The 22675-nt window shown below is 72.3% G+C and carries 20 protein-coding genes; 8 read left to right on the top strand and 12 right to left on the bottom strand.

Annotated features, from left to right (window positions below; translation table 11 throughout):
* Positions 1–8: 8 nt before the first annotated feature.
* The gene (locus tag LR269_RS09505; RefSeq protein ID WP_231430528.1) at positions 9–764 is read right to left on the bottom strand and encodes a general stress protein; all 756 of its coding nucleotides are present in this window, start codon (positions 762–764) and stop codon (positions 9–11) included.
* A gap of 78 nt (positions 765–842) precedes the next feature.
* On the opposite strand from LR269_RS09505, the gene LR269_RS09500 reads away from it, so the two are divergent.
* Genes LR269_RS09500 through LR269_RS09490 form a run of 3 tightly spaced genes read left to right on the top strand, consistent with a single transcriptional unit; the run spans position 843 to position 3856 of the window.
* Positions 843–2171, top strand: a complete 1329-nt coding sequence (locus tag LR269_RS09500) for a magnesium transporter MgtE N-terminal domain-containing protein (RefSeq protein ID WP_231430526.1) — start codon at positions 843–845, stop codon at positions 2169–2171.
* Positions 2158–2676: a DUF1003 domain-containing protein gene (locus tag LR269_RS09495; protein ID WP_231430524.1), complete on the top strand. Its 519-nt coding sequence runs from the start codon at positions 2158–2160 to the stop codon at positions 2674–2676. Before LR269_RS09500 ends, LR269_RS09495 begins: the two co-directional genes overlap by 14 nt.
* Positions 2666–3856, top strand: coding sequence for an Mrp/NBP35 family ATP-binding protein (locus tag LR269_RS09490; protein WP_231430522.1), 1191 nt, complete (start codon positions 2666–2668; stop codon positions 3854–3856). Before LR269_RS09495 ends, LR269_RS09490 begins: the two co-directional genes overlap by 11 nt.
* 133 nt (positions 3857–3989) lie before the next feature.
* On the opposite strand, the gene LR269_RS09485 is transcribed toward LR269_RS09490, so the two are convergent.
* The gene (locus tag LR269_RS09485; protein ID WP_231430520.1) at positions 3990–5546 is read right to left on the bottom strand and encodes an aspartate aminotransferase family protein; all 1557 of its coding nucleotides are present in this window, start codon (positions 5544–5546) and stop codon (positions 3990–3992) included.
* Entirely contained in the window at positions 5543–7003 is a 1461-nt protein-coding gene (locus tag LR269_RS09480) for an MFS transporter (protein WP_231430518.1), read from the bottom strand. The genes LR269_RS09485 and LR269_RS09480 overlap by 4 nt, the downstream gene beginning before the upstream one ends.
* Before the next feature lie 55 nt (positions 7004–7058).
* Here LR269_RS09480 and LR269_RS09475 point away from each other — a divergent pair, with 55 nt between their 5' ends.
* Positions 7059–8609 carry a succinic semialdehyde dehydrogenase gene (locus tag LR269_RS09475; protein WP_231430516.1) on the top strand — a complete coding sequence of 517 codons (1551 nt, stop codon included), beginning with the start codon at positions 7059–7061 and terminating at the stop codon, positions 8607–8609.
* Positions 8610–8684: 75 nt separating this feature from the next.
* Here LR269_RS09475 and LR269_RS09470 read toward each other — a convergent pair whose 3' ends face one another.
* Positions 8685–9080, bottom strand: coding sequence for a sec-independent translocase (locus tag LR269_RS09470; protein WP_231430515.1), 396 nt, complete (start codon positions 9078–9080; stop codon positions 8685–8687).
* A 91-nt stretch (positions 9081–9171) separates the two neighbouring features.
* Here LR269_RS09470 and LR269_RS09465 point away from each other — a divergent pair, with 91 nt between their 5' ends.
* Positions 9172–9804, top strand: a complete 633-nt coding sequence (locus tag LR269_RS09465) for an O-methyltransferase (RefSeq protein WP_231430513.1) — start codon at positions 9172–9174, stop codon at positions 9802–9804.
* A 59-nt stretch (positions 9805–9863) separates the two neighbouring features.
* Here the strand turns inward: LR269_RS09465 and LR269_RS09460 are convergent, their stop codons facing one another.
* The 4 genes from LR269_RS09460 to LR269_RS09445 form a co-directional block, all read right to left on the bottom strand.
* Entirely contained in the window at positions 9864–10037 is a 174-nt protein-coding gene (locus tag LR269_RS09460) for a DUF3117 domain-containing protein (protein ID WP_067875042.1), read from the bottom strand.
* A 151-nt stretch (positions 10038–10188) separates the two neighbouring features.
* Complete coding sequence (locus LR269_RS09455; RefSeq protein WP_231430512.1) at positions 10189–11448, bottom strand: hypothetical protein; 1260 nt, start codon at positions 11446–11448, stop codon at positions 10189–10191.
* Positions 11445–12536, bottom strand: coding sequence for a succinyl-diaminopimelate desuccinylase (gene dapE, locus LR269_RS09450; RefSeq protein ID WP_231430511.1), 1092 nt, complete (start codon positions 12534–12536; stop codon positions 11445–11447). Before dapE ends, LR269_RS09455 begins: the two co-directional genes overlap by 4 nt.
* A gap of 87 nt (positions 12537–12623) precedes the next feature.
* A complete protein-coding gene (locus LR269_RS09445) occupies positions 12624–13532 on the bottom strand; it encodes an ROK family protein (protein WP_231430510.1) in 909 nt (302 codons plus the stop codon).
* Between the two features lie 176 nt (positions 13533–13708).
* On the opposite strand from LR269_RS09445, the gene dapD reads away from it, so the two are divergent.
* Positions 13709–14659 (top strand): 2,3,4,5-tetrahydropyridine-2,6-dicarboxylate N-succinyltransferase, encoded by a 951-nt coding sequence (dapD, locus tag LR269_RS09440; RefSeq protein WP_231430509.1) that lies wholly within the window; start codon positions 13709–13711, stop codon positions 14657–14659.
* Between the two features lie 143 nt (positions 14660–14802).
* A complete protein-coding gene (locus tag LR269_RS09435; protein ID WP_231430508.1) occupies positions 14803–17391 on the top strand; it encodes a penicillin acylase family protein in 2589 nt (862 codons plus the stop codon).
* Positions 17392–17467: 76 nt separating this feature from the next.
* Here the strand turns inward: LR269_RS09435 and LR269_RS09430 are convergent, their stop codons facing one another.
* Positions 17468–18037, bottom strand: a complete 570-nt coding sequence (locus LR269_RS09430) for a TetR/AcrR family transcriptional regulator (protein WP_231430507.1) — start codon at positions 18035–18037, stop codon at positions 17468–17470.
* Between the two features lie 139 nt (positions 18038–18176).
* Between LR269_RS09430 and LR269_RS09425 the strand changes: the two genes are divergently transcribed.
* On the top strand, positions 18177–19649 hold the full coding sequence (locus tag LR269_RS09425; protein ID WP_308191674.1) for an MFS transporter: 1473 nt from the start codon (positions 18177–18179) through the stop codon (positions 19647–19649).
* Positions 19650–19721: 72 nt separating this feature from the next.
* Here LR269_RS09425 and LR269_RS09420 read toward each other — a convergent pair whose 3' ends face one another.
* The 3 genes from LR269_RS09420 to fdxA all read right to left on the bottom strand — a co-directional run bounded on the left by LR269_RS09420 (position 19722) and on the right by fdxA (position 22665).
* Positions 19722–21032 carry a citrate synthase gene (locus LR269_RS09420; RefSeq protein WP_231430505.1) on the bottom strand — a complete coding sequence of 437 codons (1311 nt, stop codon included), beginning with the start codon at positions 21030–21032 and terminating at the stop codon, positions 19722–19724.
* 179 nt (positions 21033–21211) lie between these two features.
* Positions 21212–22327 carry a succinyldiaminopimelate transaminase gene (gene dapC, locus LR269_RS09415; RefSeq protein WP_308191638.1) on the bottom strand — a complete coding sequence of 372 codons (1116 nt, stop codon included), beginning with the start codon at positions 22325–22327 and terminating at the stop codon, positions 21212–21214.
* A gap of 17 nt (positions 22328–22344) precedes the next feature.
* Positions 22345–22665 (bottom strand): ferredoxin, encoded by a 321-nt coding sequence (gene fdxA / locus LR269_RS09410; protein ID WP_231430504.1) that lies wholly within the window; start codon positions 22663–22665, stop codon positions 22345–22347.
* Positions 22666–22675: the final 10 nt, after the last annotated feature.

Genomic DNA, 22675 nt, shown 5'->3' with positions numbered 1-22675 from the left:
CCGGTCGGTCAGGCCCCGTCGCCCTCCGAGGCGCGACGGCGCGCCGCATCGGCTTCACGAGCGGCACGGCGCGCGGCATCCTGCGCCTCGCCGTACGTGAGGCCCTGCGGTTCGTCACCCTGGCCTGTTGCCGAGCCGGATGTCTCGTCGCCGGCGCCCGTCGTCGCATCGCCGTCGCGCGGCGTCGGAGCCGGCGCGGCAGGCGGGGCCGACGCGGGCGTCGGGGTCGGTGCGGTCGGCGCCGCCGCGGCCGGGACCGCAGGGGCGACGTCGCTCGCGGTGCCGAGCAGGTTGCGCGCCCGGGCGACGTGCGACGGATCGGTGATGATGATCGCGTAGCGCCTTGCGAGCACCTGGATGTTCGACGTGAAGTCGCGACGGCGCCGGTTCACGGAGTACGTGACGACGCTGAAGATCATGCCGAACCCGGCACCGATGAGCACGGCGGCGCCGAGGATGCCGAGCGAGGCGCCGCTGGGCGCGAAGATGAAGAACAGCAACCCGAGGAAGAGGCCGAACCACGCCCCCGAGATCGCGCCGGCGCCGGCGGCCCGGCTCCACGTGAGCCGTCCGGTGATGCGCTCGACCGTCGTCAGGTCGGTGCCGATGATCGCCAGTTCCTTCACGGGGAACTCGGCCTTCGACAGGCGGTCGACGGCGTCTTGCGCCTCGGCGTAGGTCTCGAAGCCCGCGACCGTCTCGCCCTTCGGCATGGTCGGGAGCTCGCGGCCCGCGCGGCCGCCGAACGGCGTCTGGTTCGTCACCCGGCCATTGTCCCACGATGCGGGCCGGGTCGCCCGGATGGCGCCGCCGCCGAGGCATCCGGGGGCTAAGTTTGTAGCGTGAGCGCCACGAGAGTCTTCGTCGCCCGACTCGCCGGGTGCGCCGTCTTCGACCCCAACGGCGATCGAGTGGGCAAGGTGCGCGACGTCCTCGTCGTGTACCGCAAGAGCGACCCGCCGCGCGTGGTCGGGCTCATCGTCGAGATCCCGGGCAAGCGCCGCGTCTTCGTCTCGATCGGGCGCGTCACCTCGATCGGCGGCGGCCAGATCATCACGACGGGCCTCATCAACCTTCGCCGCTTCGAGCAGCGCGGCGGCGAGGTGCGCGTGATCGCCGAGATGCTCGGTCGCAAGGTCGGCTTCAACGACGGCTCGGGCACGGCCACCATCGAGGACGTCGCGATCGAGGAGCAGGAGCCCGGCGAGTGGGAGGTCGACCAGCTGTTCGTGCGTCGCCCCAAGGGCGCCTCGCCGTTCTCGAAGGGGCAGTCGGCGTACGTCACCTGGCGCGAGGTTCGCGAGCAGGTCGCGAAGGGCGAGGCCCAGTCGGCCGAACAGCTCATCGCGACGTACTCCGAGCTGAAGCCCGCCGACCTCGCTTCGACGCTGCTCGACCTGCCGGCGCAGCGCCGGCAGGAGGTCGCCGAGGAGCTGCCCGACGACCGTCTCGCCGACGTGCTGGAGGAGATGCCCGAGTCCGATCAGGTCGACATCCTCGCCGGTCTCGGCGACGACCGCGCGGCCGACGTGCTCGACCACATGCAGCCCGACGACGCGGCCGACCTCATCGCACAGCTGCCCGAAGAGCGCGGCGAGCACCTGCTCGAGCTGATGGAGCCCGAAGAGGCAGAAGACGTGCGGTTCCTGCTGTCGTACGGCCCCGACACGGCCGGCGGCCTCATGACGACCGAGCCGATCATCGTCTCGGCCGACGCGACCGTCGCCGAGGGGCTCGCGCTCATCCGCCGGCACGACCTGCCGCCCGCGCTCGGCGCGGCGGTCTGCGTCACGCTGCCGCCGTACGAGCCGCCGACGGGCCGGTTCCTCGGCATCGTGCACTTCCAGCGGATGCTGCGCTACCCGCCGCACGAGCGGCTCGGCACCCTCATCGACCAGGGCCTCGAACCCGTGACCGCCGACACCTCGGCCGCCGAGGTCAGCCGCATCCTCGCGAGCTACGACCTCGTCTCGGTGCCGGTGGTCGACGAGAAGCATCGACTCGTCGGGGTGGTGACGATTGACGACGTGCTCGACTACCTGCTGCCCGATGACTGGCGAAGTCACCCCGAGGAGGACGAGCTGGCCAAGCGCAGCACGGCGCGGGCGCAGCTGACGACGGGAAGCATCCCGATCCCATACGGAAGGAGGGGCGCAGATGGCACGCGCTGAGTCGGAAGACCGTCGATTCGACACGCCGAAGGGCATCCGCCGCACCGCCACCTTCCGCGGTTCGGGCGACAGCGACCGCTTCGGCCGCTTCACCGAGTGGGTGGCCCGCGGCATGGGCACGCCCGGCTTCCTCGTCGGGCTGTCGGTGTTCGCGATCGGCTGGATGGCGTGGAACACCTTCGCTCCCTCCGCCTGGCGCTTCGATGACATCGCGATCGGCTTCACGGCGCTCACCCTCATGCTCTCGCTGCAGGCGTCGTACGCGGCACCGCTGATCCTGCTCGCGCAGAACCGGCAGGACGACCGCGACCGCGTGCAGATCGAGCAGGACCGGCAGCGCGCCGAGCGCAACCTCGCCGACACCGAGTACCTCGCACGCGAGGTGGTCGCCCTGCGACTCGCCGTGAAGGAGCTCGCGTCGAAGGAGTTCATCCGCTCCGAGCTGCGCGCGATGCTCGACGAGCTCGACCGCCGCGACGAGGAGGAATCCGAACATGCCGGCTGACGCCGCCTCGGGCGACGCGGCGCTGCTCGAGGAGGCGGTGCGGCGCGTGCTCGCCTCCGTCATCGACCCCGAGATCCGCAAGCCCGTCACCGAACTCGACATGGTCGACCGCGTGGTCGCCCGCGAGGGCGGTCGCGTCGAGGTCGGCATCCGGCTGACGATCGTCGGGTGTCCCGCATCGGATCGCATCGAACGCGACGTGCGCCAGGCGGCCGAGTCGATCGTCGGGGCCGGCAACGCCGACGTGGAGCTCTCGGTCATGACGCCCGAGCAGCGGGCCGCCCTCACCGAACGCCTTCGCGGCGGCCGCGCCGCCCGCGGCAATCCGTTCGGCCCCGGCACCCTGACGAAGGTGCTCGCGGTCACGAGCGGCAAGGGCGGCGTCGGCAAGTCGACCGTCACGGCGAACCTCGCCGTCGCCCTCGCGGCGCGCGGGCTCGCGGTCGGGCTCATCGACGCCGACGTGCACGGGTTCTCGATCCCGGGCCTCCTCGGCCTCGTCGACGACGACGGCCTCGCGGCCCGGCCGACCCGGGTCGACGAGATGATCCTGCCGCCCGTCGCGCACGGCGTGAAGGTCATCTCGATCGGCATGTTCATCGAGCCGGCCGAGCCCGGGGCGCGCGCCTCGTCGACGGCCGTCGCCTGGCGCGGGCCGATGCTGCACCGCACGCTCTCGCAGTTCCTCACCGACGTGTACTTCGGCGACCTCGACGTGCTGCTCGTCGACCTTCCGCCCGGGACGGGCGACATCGCCATCTCGCTCGGCCAGCTGCTGCCGAACGCCGAGGTCGTCGTCGTCACGACGCCGCAGGCCGCCGCGGCCGACGTCGCCGAGCGATCGGGCGTCGTCGCGCGCCAGACCGGCCAGCGCATCGTCGGCGTGATCGAGAACATGGCGGGCCTCGTGCAGCCCGACGGGCAGGTGCTCGAGCTCTTCGGGTCGGGCGGCGGCGAGCTCGTCGCCGAGCGGCTCTCGGCCGGTCAGCCCGAGCCCGTGCCGCTGCTCGCGAGCGTGCCCCTCAGCATGGCGCTTCGCCAGGGCGGCGACGACGGCGTGCCCGTCGTCGTGTCGGCGCCCGACGACCCGGCCGCGCGCGCGATCGAGGCGGTCGCCGCACGCCTGGCCGGGATGCCTCGCGACCTCGCGGGCCGCCGCCTCGACGTCTCGGTGCGCTGAGCGCGAGCCGCTGGTCGACGAGCGCGCGCTCGGCCGACGGACACGTCACCGCTGAGGACAAGCTGCCCGCATCACGGCGAAACCGGAGAAGACGTCCTGAGCGGCGCGCTCGCTCCTGAAACGGGTGGACGGATCAGGTCGGCTCGACGACCCGTGCGAGCAGCTCGATGAGCAGGCGCTCGGTGAGCGACCCGGGCAGGGCCTCGACGAGCGCGAGCACGGGCGCGAGCCGGTCGGGCAGCGCCCCCTCGCCGCCGAGGAGCCCTGCGGCCGAGAGCACCGCGGCCGCGGCATCCGAGTCGAGCGAAGCGGCGAACAGGTCGAAGGCCGCCGCGTCGGTCCCGCCTGCATCGAGCAACGCTCCACCGACCCCGCCGGGCAGGGCCTCCGCGAGCCCGGCGAGCGCGACCCGGCCGTCGATGCGCGGGATGCCGCGCACCTCGTCGGCCGCCGCCACGAGCGCCGGAACGAGTTCGGGCAGCACCCGCTCCGTGACCGGGGTGACCGTCAGGTGGGTCGTGTGCGGCAGTCGGGTGCCGTCGGCCTGGGCGAGTCCGGGCTGCAACTGCAGCTGCCAGCCGGCCTCGCGCGCGGCATCCGCCCAGTGGTGCGGGTCGACCCGCGACGTGACCGGAGCCGCCTCGTCGGCGGCGACCGCGAGCAGCGGCCCCACGGGCTCGCCGACGACGCGCAGGCCCTCGATGCCGTCGATCGCGGCGCGCAGCTCCGCGGTCGCACGCGCCGTCTGCGCGGTCAGGTCGCGGAAGCCGGGCTCGCCCAGCGCCTCGATGATCGCCCACGCCGCCGCGAGCGGCCCGGCCGGCTTCGAGCCCGTCATCGTGGGGTTCACGACCGGGTAGCCGGGCCAGCCGGTGGTCGCGAAGTACTGGCGGCGCTGGCGGTCGCGTCCGCGCGTGAGCAGCACCGAGGCGCCCTTCGGCGCGTAGCCGTACTTGTGCAGGTCGGCCGAGATGCTCGTGACGCCGGGCACCGACAGGTTCCAGGCGGGCAGCGGCTCGGGCCAGAAGGCGAGCGCGAATCCGCCGATGCAGGCGTCGACGTGGAGGGCGATGCCGCGGGCGGCGGTGATCGCGGCGACGTCGGCGACGGGGTCGAGGCTCGCGAACGGATAGGAGGGCGCACTCACCACAACGAGCGCGACGTCGTCACCCAGGCGCTCCTCGATCGCCGACGGCGCGAGGGTGCCGGTCTCCGGGTCGACGGGAACGAGGTCGAGCTCGAGGCCGAAGTAGTGGGCCGCCTTGTGGAACGCGGCGTGCACCGTGACGGGCGCGACGACGCGGGGCACCCGCGGCGAGCCGATCCGTGCGGCGCGCCAGGCGTCGCGGGCGGACTTCACTGCGAGCAGGCAGCTCTCGGTGCCGCCGGACGTCACCGAGCCGACGACGACCTCGCCGTCGGCGCCGCCGCCGTCGCCCCCGCCGAGCACGCGCCGGGCGAAGCCGACGACGGCGCGCTCCATCGCGGCGACGGAGCCGAACGTGGTCGGGTCGAGCCCGTTGACGGGTTGCACCCGCCGGGCGGCGCGGCCGGCGAGCTCGTCGAGTTCGTCGAGGCCCGAGTCGTACACGTACGACAGCACGCGGCCGCCGTGGGTGGGCGCGTCGGCGGCGCGCAGCGCGTCGAGCTCGCGCAGGATCTCGGATGCCTCGCGGCGGAACCCGATCATCGGGTGCTCCCTTCGGTGGTGCCGGCGGCACCGGTCGTTCCGGTCGTTCCGGGGTCGCCGGCGATGCCGGCGAGGGCCGCGACGTCATGATCCACGTCGGCGCGGCGCAGCGGGTAGGCGCGCAGCACGACGACGCTGACCGCGACGAGCAGCGCGGGCACGAGGCTGAACGAGAGCGCGATGCCCGCGACCGCCGCCGCCGACTGCTCGACCGTCTCGGCGCCCCTCGACTCGAGGTAGCCGGTCGCGGCGAGCATGAGGGTGAGCAGCGTGGCGCCGAGCGCCATGCCGGCGGTCTCGCCCGCGGTCCACACGCCGCCGAAGCTGCCGGCGTTGTCGCGTCCGGTCCGCCGGGCGTCGTGCGAGATGACGTCGGGCAGCATCGCCATGGGCAGCGACTGCATGCCGGCGTAGGCGGCGCCCGCGACCGCGACGGGCAGGTACACCCAGGGGCCGGGCGCCCAGACGAGCAGGACCATGCTGAGGGCCGCGAGCGCGAACACGATGCTCGCGACGCGGAAGCCGCGCTCCTTGCCGACGCGGCGGGCGAGCCGCCCCCAGAGCGGGGCGAAGAACAACGCCGGGGCGATGAGCGCGACGAAGAGCAGCGTGACCGCGGTCTCGGACTCGAGCACCCACGTCGCCACGAACTGGGCACCCGCGAGCATGAGCCCGGTCGCGAGCCCCTGCAGCACGAACACCGCGAGCAGCACGCGGAACGGCAGGCTGCGACGCAGCGCGCGCAGTCCCTCGCGGTACCCGCCCTCGGCCGACACCGCCGACGCCCGCTGCTGCGATCGGCCGAGGGCCGCGGCATCCGCCCGCTTCGCCGTGCCCGCGGCGATCAGCATGCCGACGCCGATGACGACGCCCGCGACGATCGCCATCACGAGGTAGCCGGTCGCCTCGTCGTCGAACGCGTTGCGGATCTCGGGCCCGCCGGCTCCGAACAGCAGGATCGCGAGGGTGAGCACGACGACCCGCCACGTCAGCAGTCGGGTGCGCTCGTCGTAGTCGCCGGTGAGTTCGGCGGGCAGCGCGATGTACGGCACCTGGAAGAGGCTGAACGCGGTCGCGGTCGCGAGGAACGCGACGAACACCCACACCCCGGACGCCCCGGGTGCGACGCCCGCCGGCACCGCGAACGTGAGTGCGAAGCCCACGGGCAGGGCGATCGCGCCGACGAGCATCCACGTGCGGCGGGTGCCGGTGCGCACGAGCGCCCGGTCGCTGCGCGCGCCGATCCACGGGTCGATGACGACGTCCCACACCTTCGCGGCGGTGACCACGAGACCGGCGATGAGGGCGCTCACCCCGAGCGTGTCGGTGAGGTAGTAGACGAGGACGAGTCCGGGCAGCGTCGCGAACCCGCCGGTGCCGAGCGAACCGATCGCGTAGCGGGCGACGACGCCACGGGACAACGCGCCTCGGGACTGGGGACGCTCCGCTGCGGTCATGGGGGAAGTGTACTCACACGGCGGCGAAGTGGGTCACTTGACCTAGACTGTGCGCATGCGCGCCCAGACCGCCTCCCCCGACCTGTTCCGCAGCCTGACCGACGACGTCGTCGCGTCGGGCGCGGAGACCACCGCCGTGCCGACGCCCACCACGGGCGAGGTGCTGCACGATCTGCCCCGCTCGAGCGCCGACGACGTGCACGACGCCGTCGACCGGGCACGGCTCGCCCAGCTCGCGTGGGCCCGCGCCGGCTTCGCGGAGCGCCGCCGCGTGCTGCTCGCCGCGCACGACCTGCTGCTGGAGCGACGCGACGAACTGCTCGACCTCATCCAGCTCGAGAGCGGCAAGACCAGGGGGCAGGCCTTCGAGGAGATCTTCGAGGCCGCGTCGGTCACCCGCTACAACGCGATCGCGGCCCGCAGGGTGCTGCGCGGTCGTCCCGTCCGTTCCGGCATCCCGACCGTCGCGACCTCGCGCGTGCGCTTCGCACCCAAGGGCGTCGTCGGTGTCATCACGCCGTGGAACTACGCGCTCAGCCTCGCCGCCATGGACGTGGTGCCCGCCCTCGCCGCCGGTTGCGGCGTCGTGCAGAAGGCCGACGACCAGGGAGCACTGTCGATCCTCGCGCTGCGTCGCGCGTACATCGACGCGGGCGTGCCCGAAGCCCTCTGGGCGGTCGTGACGGGCGATGCGGCCGAGGTCGGTGAGGCGCTCACCGACACCGTCGACTACATCTGCTTCACGGGCTCGACGGCGACGGGACGCAGGGTCGCCGAGAAGGCCGGGCGGCGCCTCGTCGGCGCCTCGCTCGAACTCGGCGGCAAGAACGCCCTGCTCGTGCTCGACGACGCCGACCCGGCCCGCGCGGCGGCGAATGCGGCCCACGCCTGCTTCTCGGCGATGGGGCAGCTGTGCGTCTCGATCGAGCGCATCTTCGTCGACCGGAGGATCGCGGGAGACTTCGAGCGCGAGCTCGTCGACCGGCTGCGTACCGCGAAGCTCGGCACGTCGGTCGGCTTCGGCGCCGACTTCGGCTCGCTCGCGAGCGCCGCGCAGCTCGCGCGGGTGCAGGCCCACCTCGACGACGCCGTCGAGAAGGGCGCGACCGTGCTCGTCGGCGGCAAAGCCCGCCCCGACCTCGGCCCGTGGGTGTTCGAGCCCACGATCCTCACGGGCGTGACCCCTGAGATGCGCGTCCACGCCGAGGAGACGTTCGGCGCGATCGCGTCGCTCTACCTCGTGTCGGGCGACGACGAGGCGGTGCTCGCCGCCAACGCGAGCGAGTACGGGCTGAACGCCGCGGTCTTCACCGGATCGACGCGCCGCGGCCACCGCGTCGCCGACGCGCTCGAGGCCGGGAGCGTCAACATCAACGAGGGCTACCGCGGCTCGTTCGCCTCGGTCGCCGCCCCCATGGGCGGCGTGAAGCAGTCGGGCGTGGGCCGACGCAACGGCGAGGCGGGGCTCCTGCGCTTCGTCGAGCCCGTCACGATCTCGCAGGCGGCCGGCCTGCTGCAGTTGCCGCGCACCTCGGCCGAGTACGAGGCGCAGGCGCCGCTGCTGCTGCTCCTGGCGCGGGCGCTCAAGGCCGTGCGCCGCGCCTGACCCGCGCGCGAGCCATCCCGGTCGGTCGTGTCACGAGCGCTTCGGGATGCCTCGGGCACGAGGCATCCCGGCCGATCAGGTGGCCTCGGAGTCGAACGGAGCGGGCTCGCCCGCGCCGAGCGCCTCCCGCTTGCGCTTGCGCTGCAGGTAGGCGGAGTTCTCGTTGACGCCCGCGCGCGCCACGACCGGCGTCGGCGCCGCCTCTTCGGCGAACGGGTCGACGTCGGTGAGCGCCTCGCGGATGATGCGCCGCGGGTCGTACTGGCGCGGGTCGAGCTTCTTCCAGTCGACGTCGTCGAAGTCGGGGCCCATCTCTTCGCGCATGCGGTCTTTCGCGCCGTTGGCCATGTCCCGCAGCGAGCGCACCAGCCGGCCGAGCTGTGCCGCGTAGTGCGGCAGGCGTTCGGGGCCGAGCAGGAAGACGGCGATCACCCCGATGATGAGGAGCTTCTCGAACGTCAGACCGAACACCCCTACAGGATAGTCGGCGGCGAGGCATGCGAACGCCACGCCGCCGGCCCCCTAGGCTGGGGTGTCGAGAGAGCCACCAGGGAGCCGAACCGTGTCCGATCACGACCTGAACTGGAAGTACGTCGACGAGTCGGTCGTCGAGTCCGAGCCGATCATCAAGGCGCGTCAGCAGTCGCTCGAGCTCGGGGTCGATCCCGTCTCCCCTGCGGTGGGCGCCCAGCTCGCCGTCATCGCCGCCGCCTCGCGTGCGAGCTCCATCATCGAGGTCGGCACCGGGCTCGGCGTCTCGGGACTCTGGATGCTGCAGACCGCCAGGCACGCGATGCTCACGTCGATCGACACCGAGAACGAGTACCAGCAGCACGCCCGCCAGCACTTCGCCGACGCCGGCATCGCCGCGGCGCGCGTGCGACTCATCGCAGGTCGCGCGAGCGAGGTGCTCCCGCGCATGAACGAGAGCTCGTACGACATCGTGTTCGTCGACGCCGACGCCCCGTCGGTGATCGAGTACGCCGAACACGGCCTCCGCCTCGCAAAGCCCGGCGGCAGCGTGCTCGTGGCGCGCGCCCTCTGGAAGGGCCGCGTCGCCGACCCGGCCAAGCGAGACGAAGCGGCGAGCGCGTTCCGCACGCTCATCACCGAACTCGCCTCGTCGACGGCGGTCGCGACCGCGATCTCGCCCGCCGGCGACGGCCTGCTGCAGATCGTCAAGCTCGGCGCCTGAGCGCCCCTTAACGCCACGAGCCCCGAGAACGCTCTCGGGGCTCGAACAGTGCGTATGACTCAGGCAGGGTTCACGACGCCGCCGAGGACGTCGTAGAGCTCCTTGGCCTCAGCGTCGTTCACCGAGACGACGAGGCGCCCTCCACCCTCGAGCGGCACGCGCACGATGATGAGTCGCCCCTCCTTCACAGCCTCCATAGGCCCGTCTCCGGTGCGTGGCTTCATGGCCGCCATTGAGCTCCCCTTTCGCTGCTGAGATTCCATTATCGGACATCCCGAGCGTTGCTGTGAAATCGCCGCGAAGTTGTGGATGAGCGGTCGACCCTGATTCGCCCCCTGTTCACCGGCGTTTCGCCCACCCCGGATGTCAGGATTCCTGCCCCGATCAGGGAGGCGTCCAGTCGTAGTCGTCGACGCGCCAGACCCCGGCGAGCCACCAGTATTGGAGCGCGATGAGCAGCAGCACGATCGACCACCGGTACCATCGCGCCCTCGGCACCGCGAGCGCACCCACGATCGGGAACAGCGGCGCGAGGATGCGGAACGTCGACGACTGCGGGAAGAACACCGCGAAGAGGTACAGGCCGTAGCTCGCGAGCCAGAACCGGATGTCGACGCCGAGCCGGCGCACCGCAGGCAGGAACAGCATCGCCGCGAACCCGACCGCGAGCACGCCGACGGCGGCGATGCCCACCCAGGCCGGCAGCCCGACCCAGGTCGCCCACCACGCCCCGCCCTGGAACCAGGGCGTGAGCGGCACGAGCTCCTGCCTGCCGATGTACGCCGACCGCCAGGCCAGCTCGGTCTCGGTGTACCCGTCGACCTGCCCGGTCACGCCCCACACGATGAGCGGCCATGCGAACCCCGCGAGCACGGTGAAGAGCCCCACTCCGATCACGACGAGCTGCTCGCGCGGCGGGAACGGGTCGCGGTCGCGGTGCCACCAGCGCCACACGAAGTGCAATCCGAGGGTGAGCGCGAACGCGAGCGCCCCGGGTCGGGTGAACGCCCACGCGAGGACGACCGGTACGAGCCATCCGTACCGTCGATCGACCAGCAGGAGCAGCGCGAGCGCGACCCAGAGGAACCCGAGCGATTCGGCGTACCCGAACTGCATGATCGGCGACACCGGGGCGATCGAGAACAGCACCACGGCGAACAGCGCCCGGTCGGGTTCGAGGAAGCGCGACATGAGCCGGTGCAGGACGAGTGCGGCGCCGTAGCCGGCGGTGACCGCGACGATGACGGCCGCGAGCTTCCACGGCAGGCCGAGCAGGGTCGCGGCCTCGGTCGCGCCCGGGTAGAGCGGCAGGAATGCCCACGCGTTCTCAGCCACGTGGCCGTCGTCGGCGAGCGGCAGCTCGCGCGGATAGCCGCCGATGCCGATGATCTCGTACCAGCGGGCGTCCCACAGGCTCGCGAAGTCGAGGTAGCCGGGCTTCGCGCCCGTCCAGGAATTGGGCCCCTGCTGCCGCGCCACCTCGATCACCATGATCGTCGTCAGCACCCGGGCGGCGAGGTAGACGAGCGTGACCTTGACCCACCACGGGAGCAGCCGCCAGCGCACGCGCAGCGACCGGCGGGACACCCGGTACGGATCGGGTTCGCGCACCGCCGACCCCGAGTTCACGGAGTCTGCGCTCATGCCCCGGTGAGCCAGGCCCGCAGCGCCCGCTCGGTGTCGAGGATCTGGGCGACCTGCACGCGCTCGTCATCGGCGTGCGCCTTCAAGGGATCGCCCGGGCCGAAGTTCACGGCCGGGATGCCGAGGGCGCTGAAGCGCGCGACATCCGTCCAGCCGTACTTCGGCCGCGCCTCGGCGCCGACCGCGGCGACGAACTGCTGCGCGAGAGGGGCGTCGAGGCCCGGCCGCGCACCCTCGGCGCTGTCGACGATGTCGACGTCGAAGCCCTCGAACACGGCGCGGACGAGGGCGGACGCCTCGGCGACGCTGCGGCTCGGGGCGAAGCGGTAGTTCACGGTGAGCACGGCCGAGTCGGGGATGACGTTGCCCGCGACGCCGCCCTCGACGAGCACGCCGTTGAGGCCCTCGCGGTAGGCGAGCCCATCGACCTCGACCGTCTCGGCCTCGTACTCGGCGAGGCGCGTGAGCGCGGGCGCGAGCTTGTGGATCGCGTTGTCGCCGACCCAGCTGCGTGCGGAGTGCGCCCGCAGGCCCGTCGTGCGCACCTCGGCCCGCAGGGTGCCGTTGCAGCCGCCCTCGACCTGCCCGTTCGACGGCTCGCCGAGGATCGCGAAGTCGCCCTCGAACAGCTCGGGGCGATTGCGCGAGAGCCGACCGAGCCCGTTGAGCGAGGCGGCGACCTCTTCGTGGTCGTACCACATCCAGGTGAGGTCGACGATGGGATCGGTGAGCTCGAGGGCGAGCTTCAGCTGCACCGCGACGCCGGCCTTCATGTCGACGGTGCCGCGGCCCCACAGGTACTCGACGCCGTCGATCGTCTCGAACCGCGTCGGCAGGTTCTCGTTGATCGGCACCGTGTCGATGTGCCCGGCGATCACGACGCGGCGCTCGCGCCCGAGGTTCGTGCGCGCGACGACCGTGTCGCCGTCGCGGACGACCTCGAGGTGGGATGCCTCGGCGAGCGCCCGCTCGATGAGGTCGGCCAACGGGGTCTCGTCGCCCGAGACGCTGCGGATGTCGCAGATCGCCTGCGTGATGGCGACGGCGTCGGCGGTGAGGTCGAGCGAATCGGGGATCGCGGAGGGCATTCCCCGAGTCTATTCGCGGGTGGTCGGAGGGTCTGCGCGCACGACGACGACTCCTCGCGCCGACGGAGGGCGACGGGCGGATCGGGCTCAGCGTCCGCGAGCGCCGAGCATCGCCGCGTCGGCGGAGTGCGCCGCGTACGCGGCGCCGATCATCGGCGCCTCGTCCGAGAGCTCCGCCCGGATGACCGGGAAGCCCGGTCGGCGGAGCCCCGAGGACAGCGCCGGCTCGAGGAGGTCCCACGAGCGGGCGATCGTCCCGCCGATGATGAGCGCGTCGGCATCGAATCGGGCGAGCGGACCGTCGAGCGCTCGCCCGAGGAACGAGAACGCGTCCTCGAGCACGTCGCGCGCGATCGGATCGCCGCCGCGGGCCAGGTCGGCGATCTCCTTCACGTCGGGCACGGCTTCCGATCGGCCCGTCCTCCGCGAGTAGGCGGCCCTGATGGCCCGGCGCGACATCCGCGCCTCGATGCGCTGCCCCTCGAACTCGAGCAGATGCACCTCGCCGCCCGGAGCGGCGCCGTCGGTCCGTTCACCCGCGACGACCCATCCGGAGCCGACGCCGGTGCCGAGCGTGACGCAGCAGAATCTCGACAGGCCGCGGGCGGCGCCGGCCGCGTACTCGCCGAGTGCGAACGCGTCCGCGTCGTTGACGAACGTGAACGAGCTCGGCTCCGCGTCGAGGGCGTCGGCGAGCCGTGCGCGCAGGTCGATGCCGTACAGCGAGTCGAACTTCCCCACGCCGGTGTACCGCGCGATGCCGGCGGCGAAGTCGAACGGACCGGGCACTGCGACGGCCCAACGCCCCCCGTGCTCGGATCCGAGCACGCGGGCGGCGGCGGCGATGGCGTCGAGGATGTCGTCGGCGCTCCCGCCGGAGTTCAGGGGCCGGGTCAGGTGGGTGCCCCCGACGATCGCACGAGCGGCGAGGTCGATGACGGCGACGGCGACGTGGGTCCCGCCGAGTTCGATGGTCGCTACCCGGTTGCCGGTCACGGTGCTCCTTCCGTCGGCCCGTCGTCTGTTCCTAAGACAGCGCTGTCATACGGTGGAAGCTATCAGACTCCGACCACGGGTGTCCAACCTGGATCCCGCTCGATCGGCGCTCGACGTACGACGGACGCCCGGCGTCACACGCGGCAGCGCCCGCCGCCGCTCGCTACCCTTGGAGCATGCCCGCGAACGACGACGCCATCCGCCCTGCCCGCACGGCCTCCGCCGCCGGGCTCACGACGATCGCCGGCGACGGCACGGTGCTCGACGCGTGGTTCCCGAGGCCTCGGCTCGGCGCGGAGGCATCCCCCCTCGCCCCCGAGCACGCGGCCCTCGCGGGCGACGACGCCCGCCGCAACGTGCGCGTGGAGGTCGTCGAGCTCACGATCGACCTCGACGCAGCGCCCGGGGGCACCGCCGACGCCTACCTGCGGCTGCACGTGCTCTCGCACCTGCTCGCGGCCCCGAACACGGTCAACCTCGACGGCGTCTTCGCCCACCTTCCCGCCGTCGTGTGGACGAACGCCGGCCCCGTGCACCCGGCCGACTTCGACCGCCTGCGGCCGGCGCTCCAGCGCGCGGGCATCCACGCGACGGGGCTCGACAAGTTCCCGCGCCTCCTCGACTACGTGACGCCCGAGCGGGTGCGCATCGCGGACGCCTCGCGCGTGCGCCTGGGCGCGCACCTCGCTCCCGGCACGACCGTCATGCACGAGGGCTTCGTGAACTTCAACGCCGGCACGCTCGGCACCTCGATGGTCGAGGGCCGCATCTCGCAGGGCGTCGTCGTCGGCGACGGCAGCGACATCGGCGGCGGCGCCTCGATCATGGGCACCCTGTCTGGCGGCGGCACCCAGCGCGTCGAGATCGGCGAACGGGCGCTGCTCGGCGCGAACTCGGGCATCGGCATCTCGATCGGCGACGACTCGGTCGTCGAGGCCGGACTCTACGTGACCGCGGGCACGAAGGTCGTCATCCTGGGCGACGACGGCGACGAGCGCACCGTGAAGGCGGTCGAGCTGTCGGGACAGCCGAGCCTGCTGTTCCGGCGCAACTCGCTGAGCGGCCGGGTCGAGGTGCTCGCACGCGACGGGCACGGCATCGTGCTCAACTCGGCACTGCACGCGTAGGGGCGCATCGCCCTCCGCATCCCACTCCCCGGGCGCTCCTCGACGGGCGGGACGTGGGTCATGCGCCCCACTGGCTCGGGGTACAGTGGTGCTCCGAGGCCGCCGAGTGGCGGCCCTCGTCATGCGCATCACGAAGGAGTGACGTGGGTACCGACGCCCCGAGAACCAGCCGCCATCGAGGCCTGAGCTTCCTCATCGGCCTCCTGGTCGCCGTGCTCGTGCTCGCGGTCGTCGGGGCCGGCATCGGCTGGTGGACGGTGCAGCGCTCATTCCCCACGACGAGCGGACGCATCGACGTGCGGGGGCTCGACACCGACGTCACCGTCTACCGCGACGAGGCAGGCATCCCCCAGATCGTCGGCGACACGAGCCACGACCTCTTCTTCGCACAGGGCTACGTGCACGCGCAGGACCGGTTCTGGGAGATGGACTTCCGCCGCCACGTGACGGCGGGCCGGCTCGCGGAGCTCTTCGGCGAGTCGCAGGTCGGCACCGACACGTTCATCCGCACCCTCGACTGGCGCGGCATCGCCGAGCAGGAGTACGAGCTGCTCGACGAGGAGTCGCGCGCCTACTACGACGCCTACGCCGCGGGCGTCAACGCCTACCTCGACGAGCACTCGGGCGCCGACCTCTCGCTCGAGTACGCCGTGCTCGGGCTGCAGAACCCCGGCTACTCCCCCGAGCCGTGGACGCCGGTGGACTCGATCGCCTGGCTCAAGGCCATGGCGTGGGACCTGCGCTCGAACCTCGGCGACGAGATCGACCGCGCCCTGCTCACGACCGAGCTGACGCCCGAGCAGGTCGCCGAGCTCCACCCCGACTACGCCTGGGGGCAGATGCCGACGATCGTCGGCGGACCGATCGCCGCCGCTCCGGCGGCGACCGGGAGCCGGCTGCTCGATGCCGACGGCGCACCGCTCGCGACACCGGTCACGACCACGACGACGGATGCCTCGGCGCCAGGGTACGCCGCCCCGTTGACCTCGCTCGCCGCAGCCCTCGACGACCTCCCCGAACTGCTCGGTCCCGAGGGCGGCGACATCGGCTCGAACTCGTGGGTCGTCTCCGGCAGTCTCACCGAGAGCGGCAAGCCGCTCCTGGCCAACGACCCCCACCTCGGCCCGGCGATGCCGTCGATCTGGGCGCAGATGGGCCTGCACTGCACCGAGATCACCGACGACTGCGCGTTCGACGTGGCCGGCTACACGTTCTCGGGGCTGCCGGGCGTGATCATCGGGCACAACGAACGCATCGCGTGGGGGTTCACGAACCTCGGCCCCGATGTCGCCGACCTCTACCTCGAGCGGGTCGAGGGCGACTCGTACGAGCTCGACGGCGCGATGGTGCCGCTCACCCTCCGCGAGGAGGTGATCGAGGTCGCGGGCGGCGACCCGGTGACCATCACGGTGCGCTCGACCGGTCGCGGTCCCATCGTCACCGGCATCGGGAGCGACTTCACGGCCGTCGCGGATGCCGCAGCCGCGGCATCCCCCGACGAGGCCTCCGACCTGCAGGTCTCCCTGCAGTGGACCGCGCTCACGCCCGGCACGACCGCCCAGGCGATCTTCGCGCTCGACCGCGCGCGCGACTGGGACGGCTTCCGCCACGCGGCGTCGCTCTTCGACGTGCCGGCGCAGAACCTCATCTACGCCGACGACGAGGGCAACATCGGCTATCAGGCGCCCGGCAAGATCCCGCTCCGCAAGTCGGGCGACGGCACGATGCCGCTGCCCGGGTGGACGAGCGCCAACGGCTGGAGCGGCATGCTGCCGTTCGACGAGCTCCCGAGCGTGCAGAACCCGCCCGCCGGGTACATCGTGACGGCGAACAACGCGGCCGCCGGACCCGACGGCCCGCTGCTGACGAAGGACTGGGACTACGGCTACCGCGCCACCGGGATCGACTCGCGACTCCGCGCGGCGCTCGCGGGCGGAGCGAAGCTCACCGCCGACGACATGTCGTCGATCCAGCTCGACACGTCCGATGCGAACGCCGCCCGGTTCCTGCCGGTGATCGCGGAGCTCGACCTCTCGGGCGACGCCGCTCGCGGCGCCGAGCTGCTCGACGGCTGGAACGGGCACGCCGACGCCGACAGCGCCGAGGCCGCGTACTTCAACGTGTTCTGGCGGACGCTCCTCGACGACATGTTCGGCGGGCTGCCCGCCGAGACCCTGCCGCAGGGCGGCGACCGATGGTTCACGGTCGTGGGCACCCTGCTCGGCCAGCCCGACTCGTCGTGGTGGGGCGAGGCATCCGGCGAGGTACCGGCTCGTGACGCGGCGATCGCGAAGGCGCTCGACGAGGCGTGGGACGAGGCGGCCGACCTCATGGGCGACGATGCCGCCGACTGGCGGTGGGGCGACCTGCACACGCTGACGCTCACCAACCAGAGCTTCGGCGAGTCGGGCGTCGCGCCCATCGAATGGCTGTTCAACCGCGGGCCGTACGAGCTCGGCGGCGGATCGGCGATCGTGAACGCGATCGGATGGGACGCCTCGCAGGGGTACGGCGTCGACTGGGTGCCGTCGATGCGCATGGTCGTCGACCTCGACGACGTCGACCGATCGACGTGGATCAACCTCACCGGCGCCTCGGGGCACGCGTTCCACCCGAACTACGACGACCAGGCACCGCTCTGGCAACGGGGCGAGACGCGGCAGTGGCCGTTCACGCTCGACGCGATCGTCGCGTCGGCGCGCGACACGCTGCTGCTCCGCGCGGTCGAGTAGACGCTCTGCGCGGTATCGGGGGCGTCGCCGTGCCGTGGCTCCCCCGACGCTCCCGCGTCGCTCCCCGACCGCGCGGTCAGGTGCGGATCGCGTTGATCGCGAGCCCGAGCACACGACTGCGCTGCGCCTCGTCGTCGAACGACGACACGGCCGCGACTCCCGAGACGAGCTTCACGACGTCGCCGATGGTGACGTCGTCGCGCACCTCGCCGGCGGCCTGGGCGCGCGCGAGCAGCGGCTCGCCGGCGCCCAGCATGATCGACCGGCATTCGCCGAGCACGGACGACTCGCGGTTGAGCCCCTCGAGCAGGGCGTGCTTGGTGCCCACGTACGAGACGAATCGGTCGAGCCAGGTCTCGAGCGCGGGCCACGGCTCGAGCGCCGAGACCTCGTCGGCCGCCTGGGCGAGCGCCTCGACCTCGCCCAGGTAGAGCGTCTCGATGAGGTCGTCTCGGGTCGGGAAGTTGCGGTAGAGCGTGCCGATGCCGACCCCGGCGCGCCGGGCGATGTCCTCGAGCGAGGCCGACGAGCCGTCTTCGGCGAACGCCTGCCGCCCCGCCGCGACGAGCGCGTCGAAGTTGCGCGCGGCGTCGGCACGGCGGGGCCGCCGCGCCTCGAGGGTGTGCACCCGCAGCACCTCGGTCATTCCGCGCTCAACTCCTCTGCCGGTTGCGGCGGGCAGGTGACGTGCCGCCGACGAATTCCAGTGGACCCCTTGCGAAACGGAGGCCCCCTCCGGTAATGTCGTCTTCGTCGATAACCGGAGGCTTCCTCCACTCGGAGCCATACTCCACTTTACCTCGCTCCTCGCGTTCGCGCACCTGACCGAAGGGTCCGCAGTGTCAACCACCTCACGCGCCGCTTTCGCGGCCATCGCCGTGAGCGTCGCCTCGCTCGCGCTGCTCCAGAATCTCGTCATCCCCGTCATCCCGACCATCGCCGCCGACTTCGGCGTCGCCGCCGACACGGCCTCGTGGACCAACACGGCCTGGCTCATCGCGGCCGCCGTCGCCACTCCCCTGCTCGGTCGCATCGGCGACCTCCGCGGGCGCCGCGCCACCTTCCTCGCCGTGCTCGCGGTCGTCGCCGTGGGCGACATCGTCGCCGCGGTCGCACCCGACCTCACGACCCTCATCGCGGGCCGCATCCTGCAGGGGGTGGGCGGGGCGCTGTTCCCCCTCGCGTTCGGCCTGCTGCGCGACGTCATGCCGCGCGAACGCCTCACCGGCGCGATCGGCGCGACGAGCGCGATCATCGGCATCGGCGGCGCCGCGGGCAGCGTGCTCGCCGGCCCGATCGCCGGCGTGCTCAGCTGGCGCGCGGTGTTCGCCGTCCCGCTCATCACCGCGATCGCGGGCATCGTGCTCGTCGCGCTCCTCGTGCCGGCGACCGGCACCCGCGCGACCGGTCGGGTGAACGTGCTCGCCGGCGTGCTGCTGTCGGGCTGGCTCGTCGCCCTCCTCGTCCCGCTCAGCTCCGGCGCCCGCTGGGGCTGGGGGTCGCCGCTCACGATCGGCCTGTTCGTGCTCGCCGCCCTGCTGATGGCCGCCTGGGCGGTCACCGAGCTGCGCTCGGCCGAGCCGCTCGTCGACCTGCGCCTGCTCTTCGCCCGTGAGCTCTGGCCGGTCAATGCGGCGTCACTGCTGCTCGGCGCCGCGGCATTCGGGTTCTGGGGCTACCTGCCGCAGTTCCTCGAGACGACGGCCGGCTGGGGGCTCGGCCTCGACGTGCAGGCCGCGGGGCTCGCCCTGCTGCCGCTGCTCATCGGCATGTCGGGCGTCGGCTTCGCCGCCGGGGCGCTCAGCCGCGTCATCCCGCTTCGCCTCATGCTCGCGGGCGGCGCACTGCTCATGGCCGCAGGCGTCGGGTTCGCCGTGTTCGACCACGACGCGGTGTGGAAGCTCGCGGTCGCCGGCGGCGTGTTCGGCGTCGGCATCGGGCTCGCCTACGCCTCGGCGGCGAGCATCGTCGTCGAGAGCGTACCCGCCGACCGCACCGGCGTGGCGACCGGCGTGAACGCGAACCTCCGCACGATCGGCTCGGCGATCGGATCGGCCCTCGTGAGCACCATCGTCTTCGGCAGCGCGGGCGGCACGGCCGCCCCGACGCAGACGGGCTACGACATCGCGTGGCTCACGGTCGCGCTGATGGCGGTGCTCGCCGCGGTCATCGTGCTCGCGGTCGGGCGAGCGCCCCGTACGGCGCGCCTCGACGAACTGGATGCCTCGCCGACGGCCGAACTCGTCGACGCGGCCTGATCGGCCGACGCGAAGGGTCCCGATTCCACCGGAATCGGGACCCTCGTCGTTCGTGCGCCCGACGCGCCGGGCTCAGGCGCCCGGGTAGTGCCGCACCGGCTCACCCGTGTAGAGCTGCTGCGGGCGACCGATCTTGGTCTGCGGGTCGAGGTTCATCTCGCGCCAGTGGGCGATCCAGCCGGGCAGGCGGCCGATCGCGAACAGCACGGTGAACATGCGCGTCGGGAAGCCCATCGCCTTGTAGATGACGCCCGTGTAGAAGTCGACGTTCGGGTAGAGCCGGCGCTCCTTGAAGTAGTCGTCCTGCAAGGCGAACTGCTCGAGCTCCTTCGCGATGTCGAGCAGCGGGTCGTCGATGCCGAGGCTCTCGAGCACGGCGTCGGCCGACTCCTTGACGATCTTCGCCCGCGGGTCGTAGTTCTTGTAGACGCGGTGCCCGAAGCCCATGAGCTTCACGCCGTCTTCCTTGTTCTTGACGCGCTCGACGAAGCGGGCGACGCCCTCGCCCGACTCCTGGATCCGGCCGAGCATCTGCAGCACGGCCTCGTTGGCGCCGCCGTGCAGCGGGCCCGAGAGTGCCTGGATGCCCGCCGAGATCGACGAGTAGAGGTTCGCACCGGTCGAGCCGACGAGGCGCACGGTCGAGGTCGACGCGTTCTGCTCGTGGTCCTCGTGCAGGATGAGCAGCCGGTCGAGCGCCTTCGCGAGCGTCGGGTCGATGCGATACGGCTCGGCCATGTTGCCGAAGTTCAGCCGCAGGAAGTTCTCGACGAAGTTCAGCGAGTTGTCGGGGTAGAGGAACGCCTGGCCGACGCTCTTCTTGTGGGCGTAGGCGGCGATCACCGGCAGCTTCGCGAGCAGGCGCAGCGTCGTGAGCTCGACGTGGTCGAGATCGTGCGGGTCGGACGAGTCCTCGTAGTAGGTCGAGAGGGCCGCGACCGCGCTCGACAGCACCGACATCGGGTGCGCCGTGTGCGGCAGCGCCGAGAAGAAGCGCTTGAGGTCTTCGTGCAGCAGCGTGTGGCGGCGCACCTTCTCATCGAACTCGCCGAGCTGGTCGGCGGTCGGCAGCTGGCCGTAGATGAGCAGCCAGGCGACCTCGAGGTAGGTCGAGTGCTCGGCGAGCTCTTCGATCGGGTAGCCCCGGTAGCGCAGGATGCCCTGCTCGCCGTCGATGTAGGTGATCGCCGACCGCGTCGATGCGGTGTTGACGAATCCGTAGTCGAGCGCGGTGAGCCCCGTCTGGCGCGTCAGCGTCGACAGGTCGATGCTCGCATTGCCGTCGACCGCGGGGCGCACGGGGAACTCGGCGGTGCCGCCGGGGAAGCTGAGGGTCGCGGTCTCGGGGTTCTGCCCCGCCGCGGGGTTCACGACGTCGCTCACGGCGCCTCCTGTGATCGTCACTTGCGCGGTCACCTGCCTTTCGGGCTCGCGGCGTAGGGTCGGCCACGGTCCGACCTACAGCCTAGACGTGCCGGAGGCACACTGTCGCATCCGCCAAGAGATCGCTGTATACATTGGCGGCACCTGACACTGCGCCGCGCCGGGTTCGTGTCGGGATGCTACGAGCCGGCCGCCGCACGCAGGCGCGACGCCGCCGCGGCGATGCGCTCGTCGGTCGCCGTGAGCGACAGGCGCACGTGCTCGGGGTGGTGCACGCCGTAGAAGTGGCCGGGGCCCCCGATGATGCCGAGGTCGGCGAGCCGGCCGATCGACTCCCACGCGTCGCGCCCCTCGGTCGCCCACAGGTAGAGGCCGGCGTCGCTGCGGTCGATGCGGAAGCCGGCCGCCTCGAGCGCCGGCTTGAGCTGCGCGCGGCGCGCTCGGTAGCGCTCCTTCTGCTCGGCCACGTGCGCATCGTCGCGGAGGGCTGCGATCATCGCCTGCTGCAGCGGCTGGGCGAGCATGAGCCCGGCGTGCTTGCGCACGTTCGTGAGCCGGCCGACGACCGTGCGGCACCCTGCGATGAACGCGGTGCGGTAGCCCGCCATGTTCGACTGCTTGGAGAGGGAGTACGCGACGAGCGTGTTCCGCCGGCTGTCGCCGACCACCCTGGGGTCGAGCAGGCTCGGCACCGCGCCCTCGGCCCACTCGCCCTCCCACCCGAGCTCGGCGTAGCACTCGTCGCCGACGATGACCGCGTCGAGCTCGAGGGCGCGCTCGCGCGCCGTGCGGAGCTCGTCGATCGTGAGCACGCGCCCGTCGGGGTTGCCGGGGCTGTTGAGCCAGACGAGCCTCGTCGCGTCGGGCCATTCGGCGGGGTCGTCGCTCGCCATCGCCGTCGCGCCGGCGAGCACCGCACCCATCTCGTAGCTCGGGTACGCGGCCTTCGGGTGCACGACGACGTCGCCCTCGCCGAGCCCGAGCAGGAACGGCAGCAGCGCCACGAGCTCCTTCGAGCCGACCGTGGGCAGCACGTTCTCGCGGGTGAGCCCGGTCACGCCGCGACGCCGGGCGAACCACGCGACGATCTCGTCGCGCAGCAGGTCGGAGCCGACGGTCTGCGGATACGCGTGAGCGTCGGTCGAGGCGGCGAGCGCCTCGCGCACGATCGCGGGCGTCTCGTCGACGGGCGACCCGATCGAGAGGTCGACCACCCCGTCGGGGTGGGCGGCCGCCCGCTCGCGGTACGGGACCATGAGGTCCCACGGATAGTCGGGCAGTTCGCCCCGCGCCACGGTCGGAACCTCGCCGACTAGTGCGCCTGCGGCGGAAGCGCCGCGATGATCGGGTGGTCCTTCGCGATGACGCCGACCTTCGCGGCACCGCCGGGCGAGCCGATGTCGTCGAAGAACTCGACGTTCGCCTTGTAGTAGTCGGACCACTCGTCGGGCAGGTCGTCCTCGTAGTAGATCGCCTCGACCGGGCACACCGGCTCGCACGCGCCGCAGTCGACGCACTCGTCGGGGTGGATGTAGAGCGAGCGCTCACCCTCGTAGATGCAGTCGACGGGGCACTCGTCGATGCACGCACGGTCTTTCACATCGACGCACGGGAGGGCGATGACATAGGTCACGGTGGTTCGT

Origin of the sequence: Agromyces sp. S2-1-8, from assembly GCF_021129215.1 — a bacterium.
In the GTDB taxonomy this organism is placed as follows: Bacteria; Actinomycetota; Actinomycetes; order Actinomycetales; family Microbacteriaceae; genus Agromyces; species Agromyces chromiiresistens.
The sequence above is the reverse complement of the archived record's forward strand: the minus strand, read 5'-3'. Positions and strand labels throughout refer to the sequence as shown.

Excerpts from the sequence above, each read along its gene's own strand:
- LR269_RS09495 (WP_231430524.1), top strand. The coding sequence starts at position 2,158 with ATGGCACGCGCTGAGTCGGAAGACCGTCGATTCGACACGCCGAAGGGC.
- LR269_RS09490 (WP_231430522.1), top strand. The coding sequence starts at position 2,666 with ATGCCGGCTGACGCCGCCTCGGGCGACGCGGCGCTGCTCGAGGAGGCG.
- LR269_RS09485 (WP_231430520.1), bottom strand. The coding sequence starts at position 5,546 with ATGATCGGGTTCCGCCGCGAGGCATCCGAGATCCTGCGCGAGCTCGAC.
- LR269_RS09480 (WP_231430518.1), bottom strand. The coding sequence starts at position 7,003 with ATGACCGCAGCGGAGCGTCCCCAGTCCCGAGGCGCGTTGTCCCGTGGC.
- LR269_RS09475 (WP_231430516.1), top strand. The coding sequence starts at position 7,059 with ATGCGCGCCCAGACCGCCTCCCCCGACCTGTTCCGCAGCCTGACCGAC.
- LR269_RS09460 (WP_067875042.1), bottom strand. The coding sequence starts at position 10,037 with ATGGCGGCCATGAAGCCACGCACCGGAGACGGGCCTATGGAGGCTGTG.
- LR269_RS09455 (WP_231430512.1), bottom strand. The coding sequence starts at position 11,448 with ATGAGCGCAGACTCCGTGAACTCGGGGTCGGCGGTGCGCGAACCCGAT.
- dapE (WP_231430511.1), bottom strand. The coding sequence starts at position 12,536 with ATGCCCTCCGCGATCCCCGATTCGCTCGACCTCACCGCCGACGCCGTC.
- dapD (WP_231430509.1), top strand. The coding sequence starts at position 13,709 with ATGCCCGCGAACGACGACGCCATCCGCCCTGCCCGCACGGCCTCCGCC.
- LR269_RS09430 (WP_231430507.1), bottom strand. The coding sequence starts at position 18,037 with ATGACCGAGGTGCTGCGGGTGCACACCCTCGAGGCGCGGCGGCCCCGC.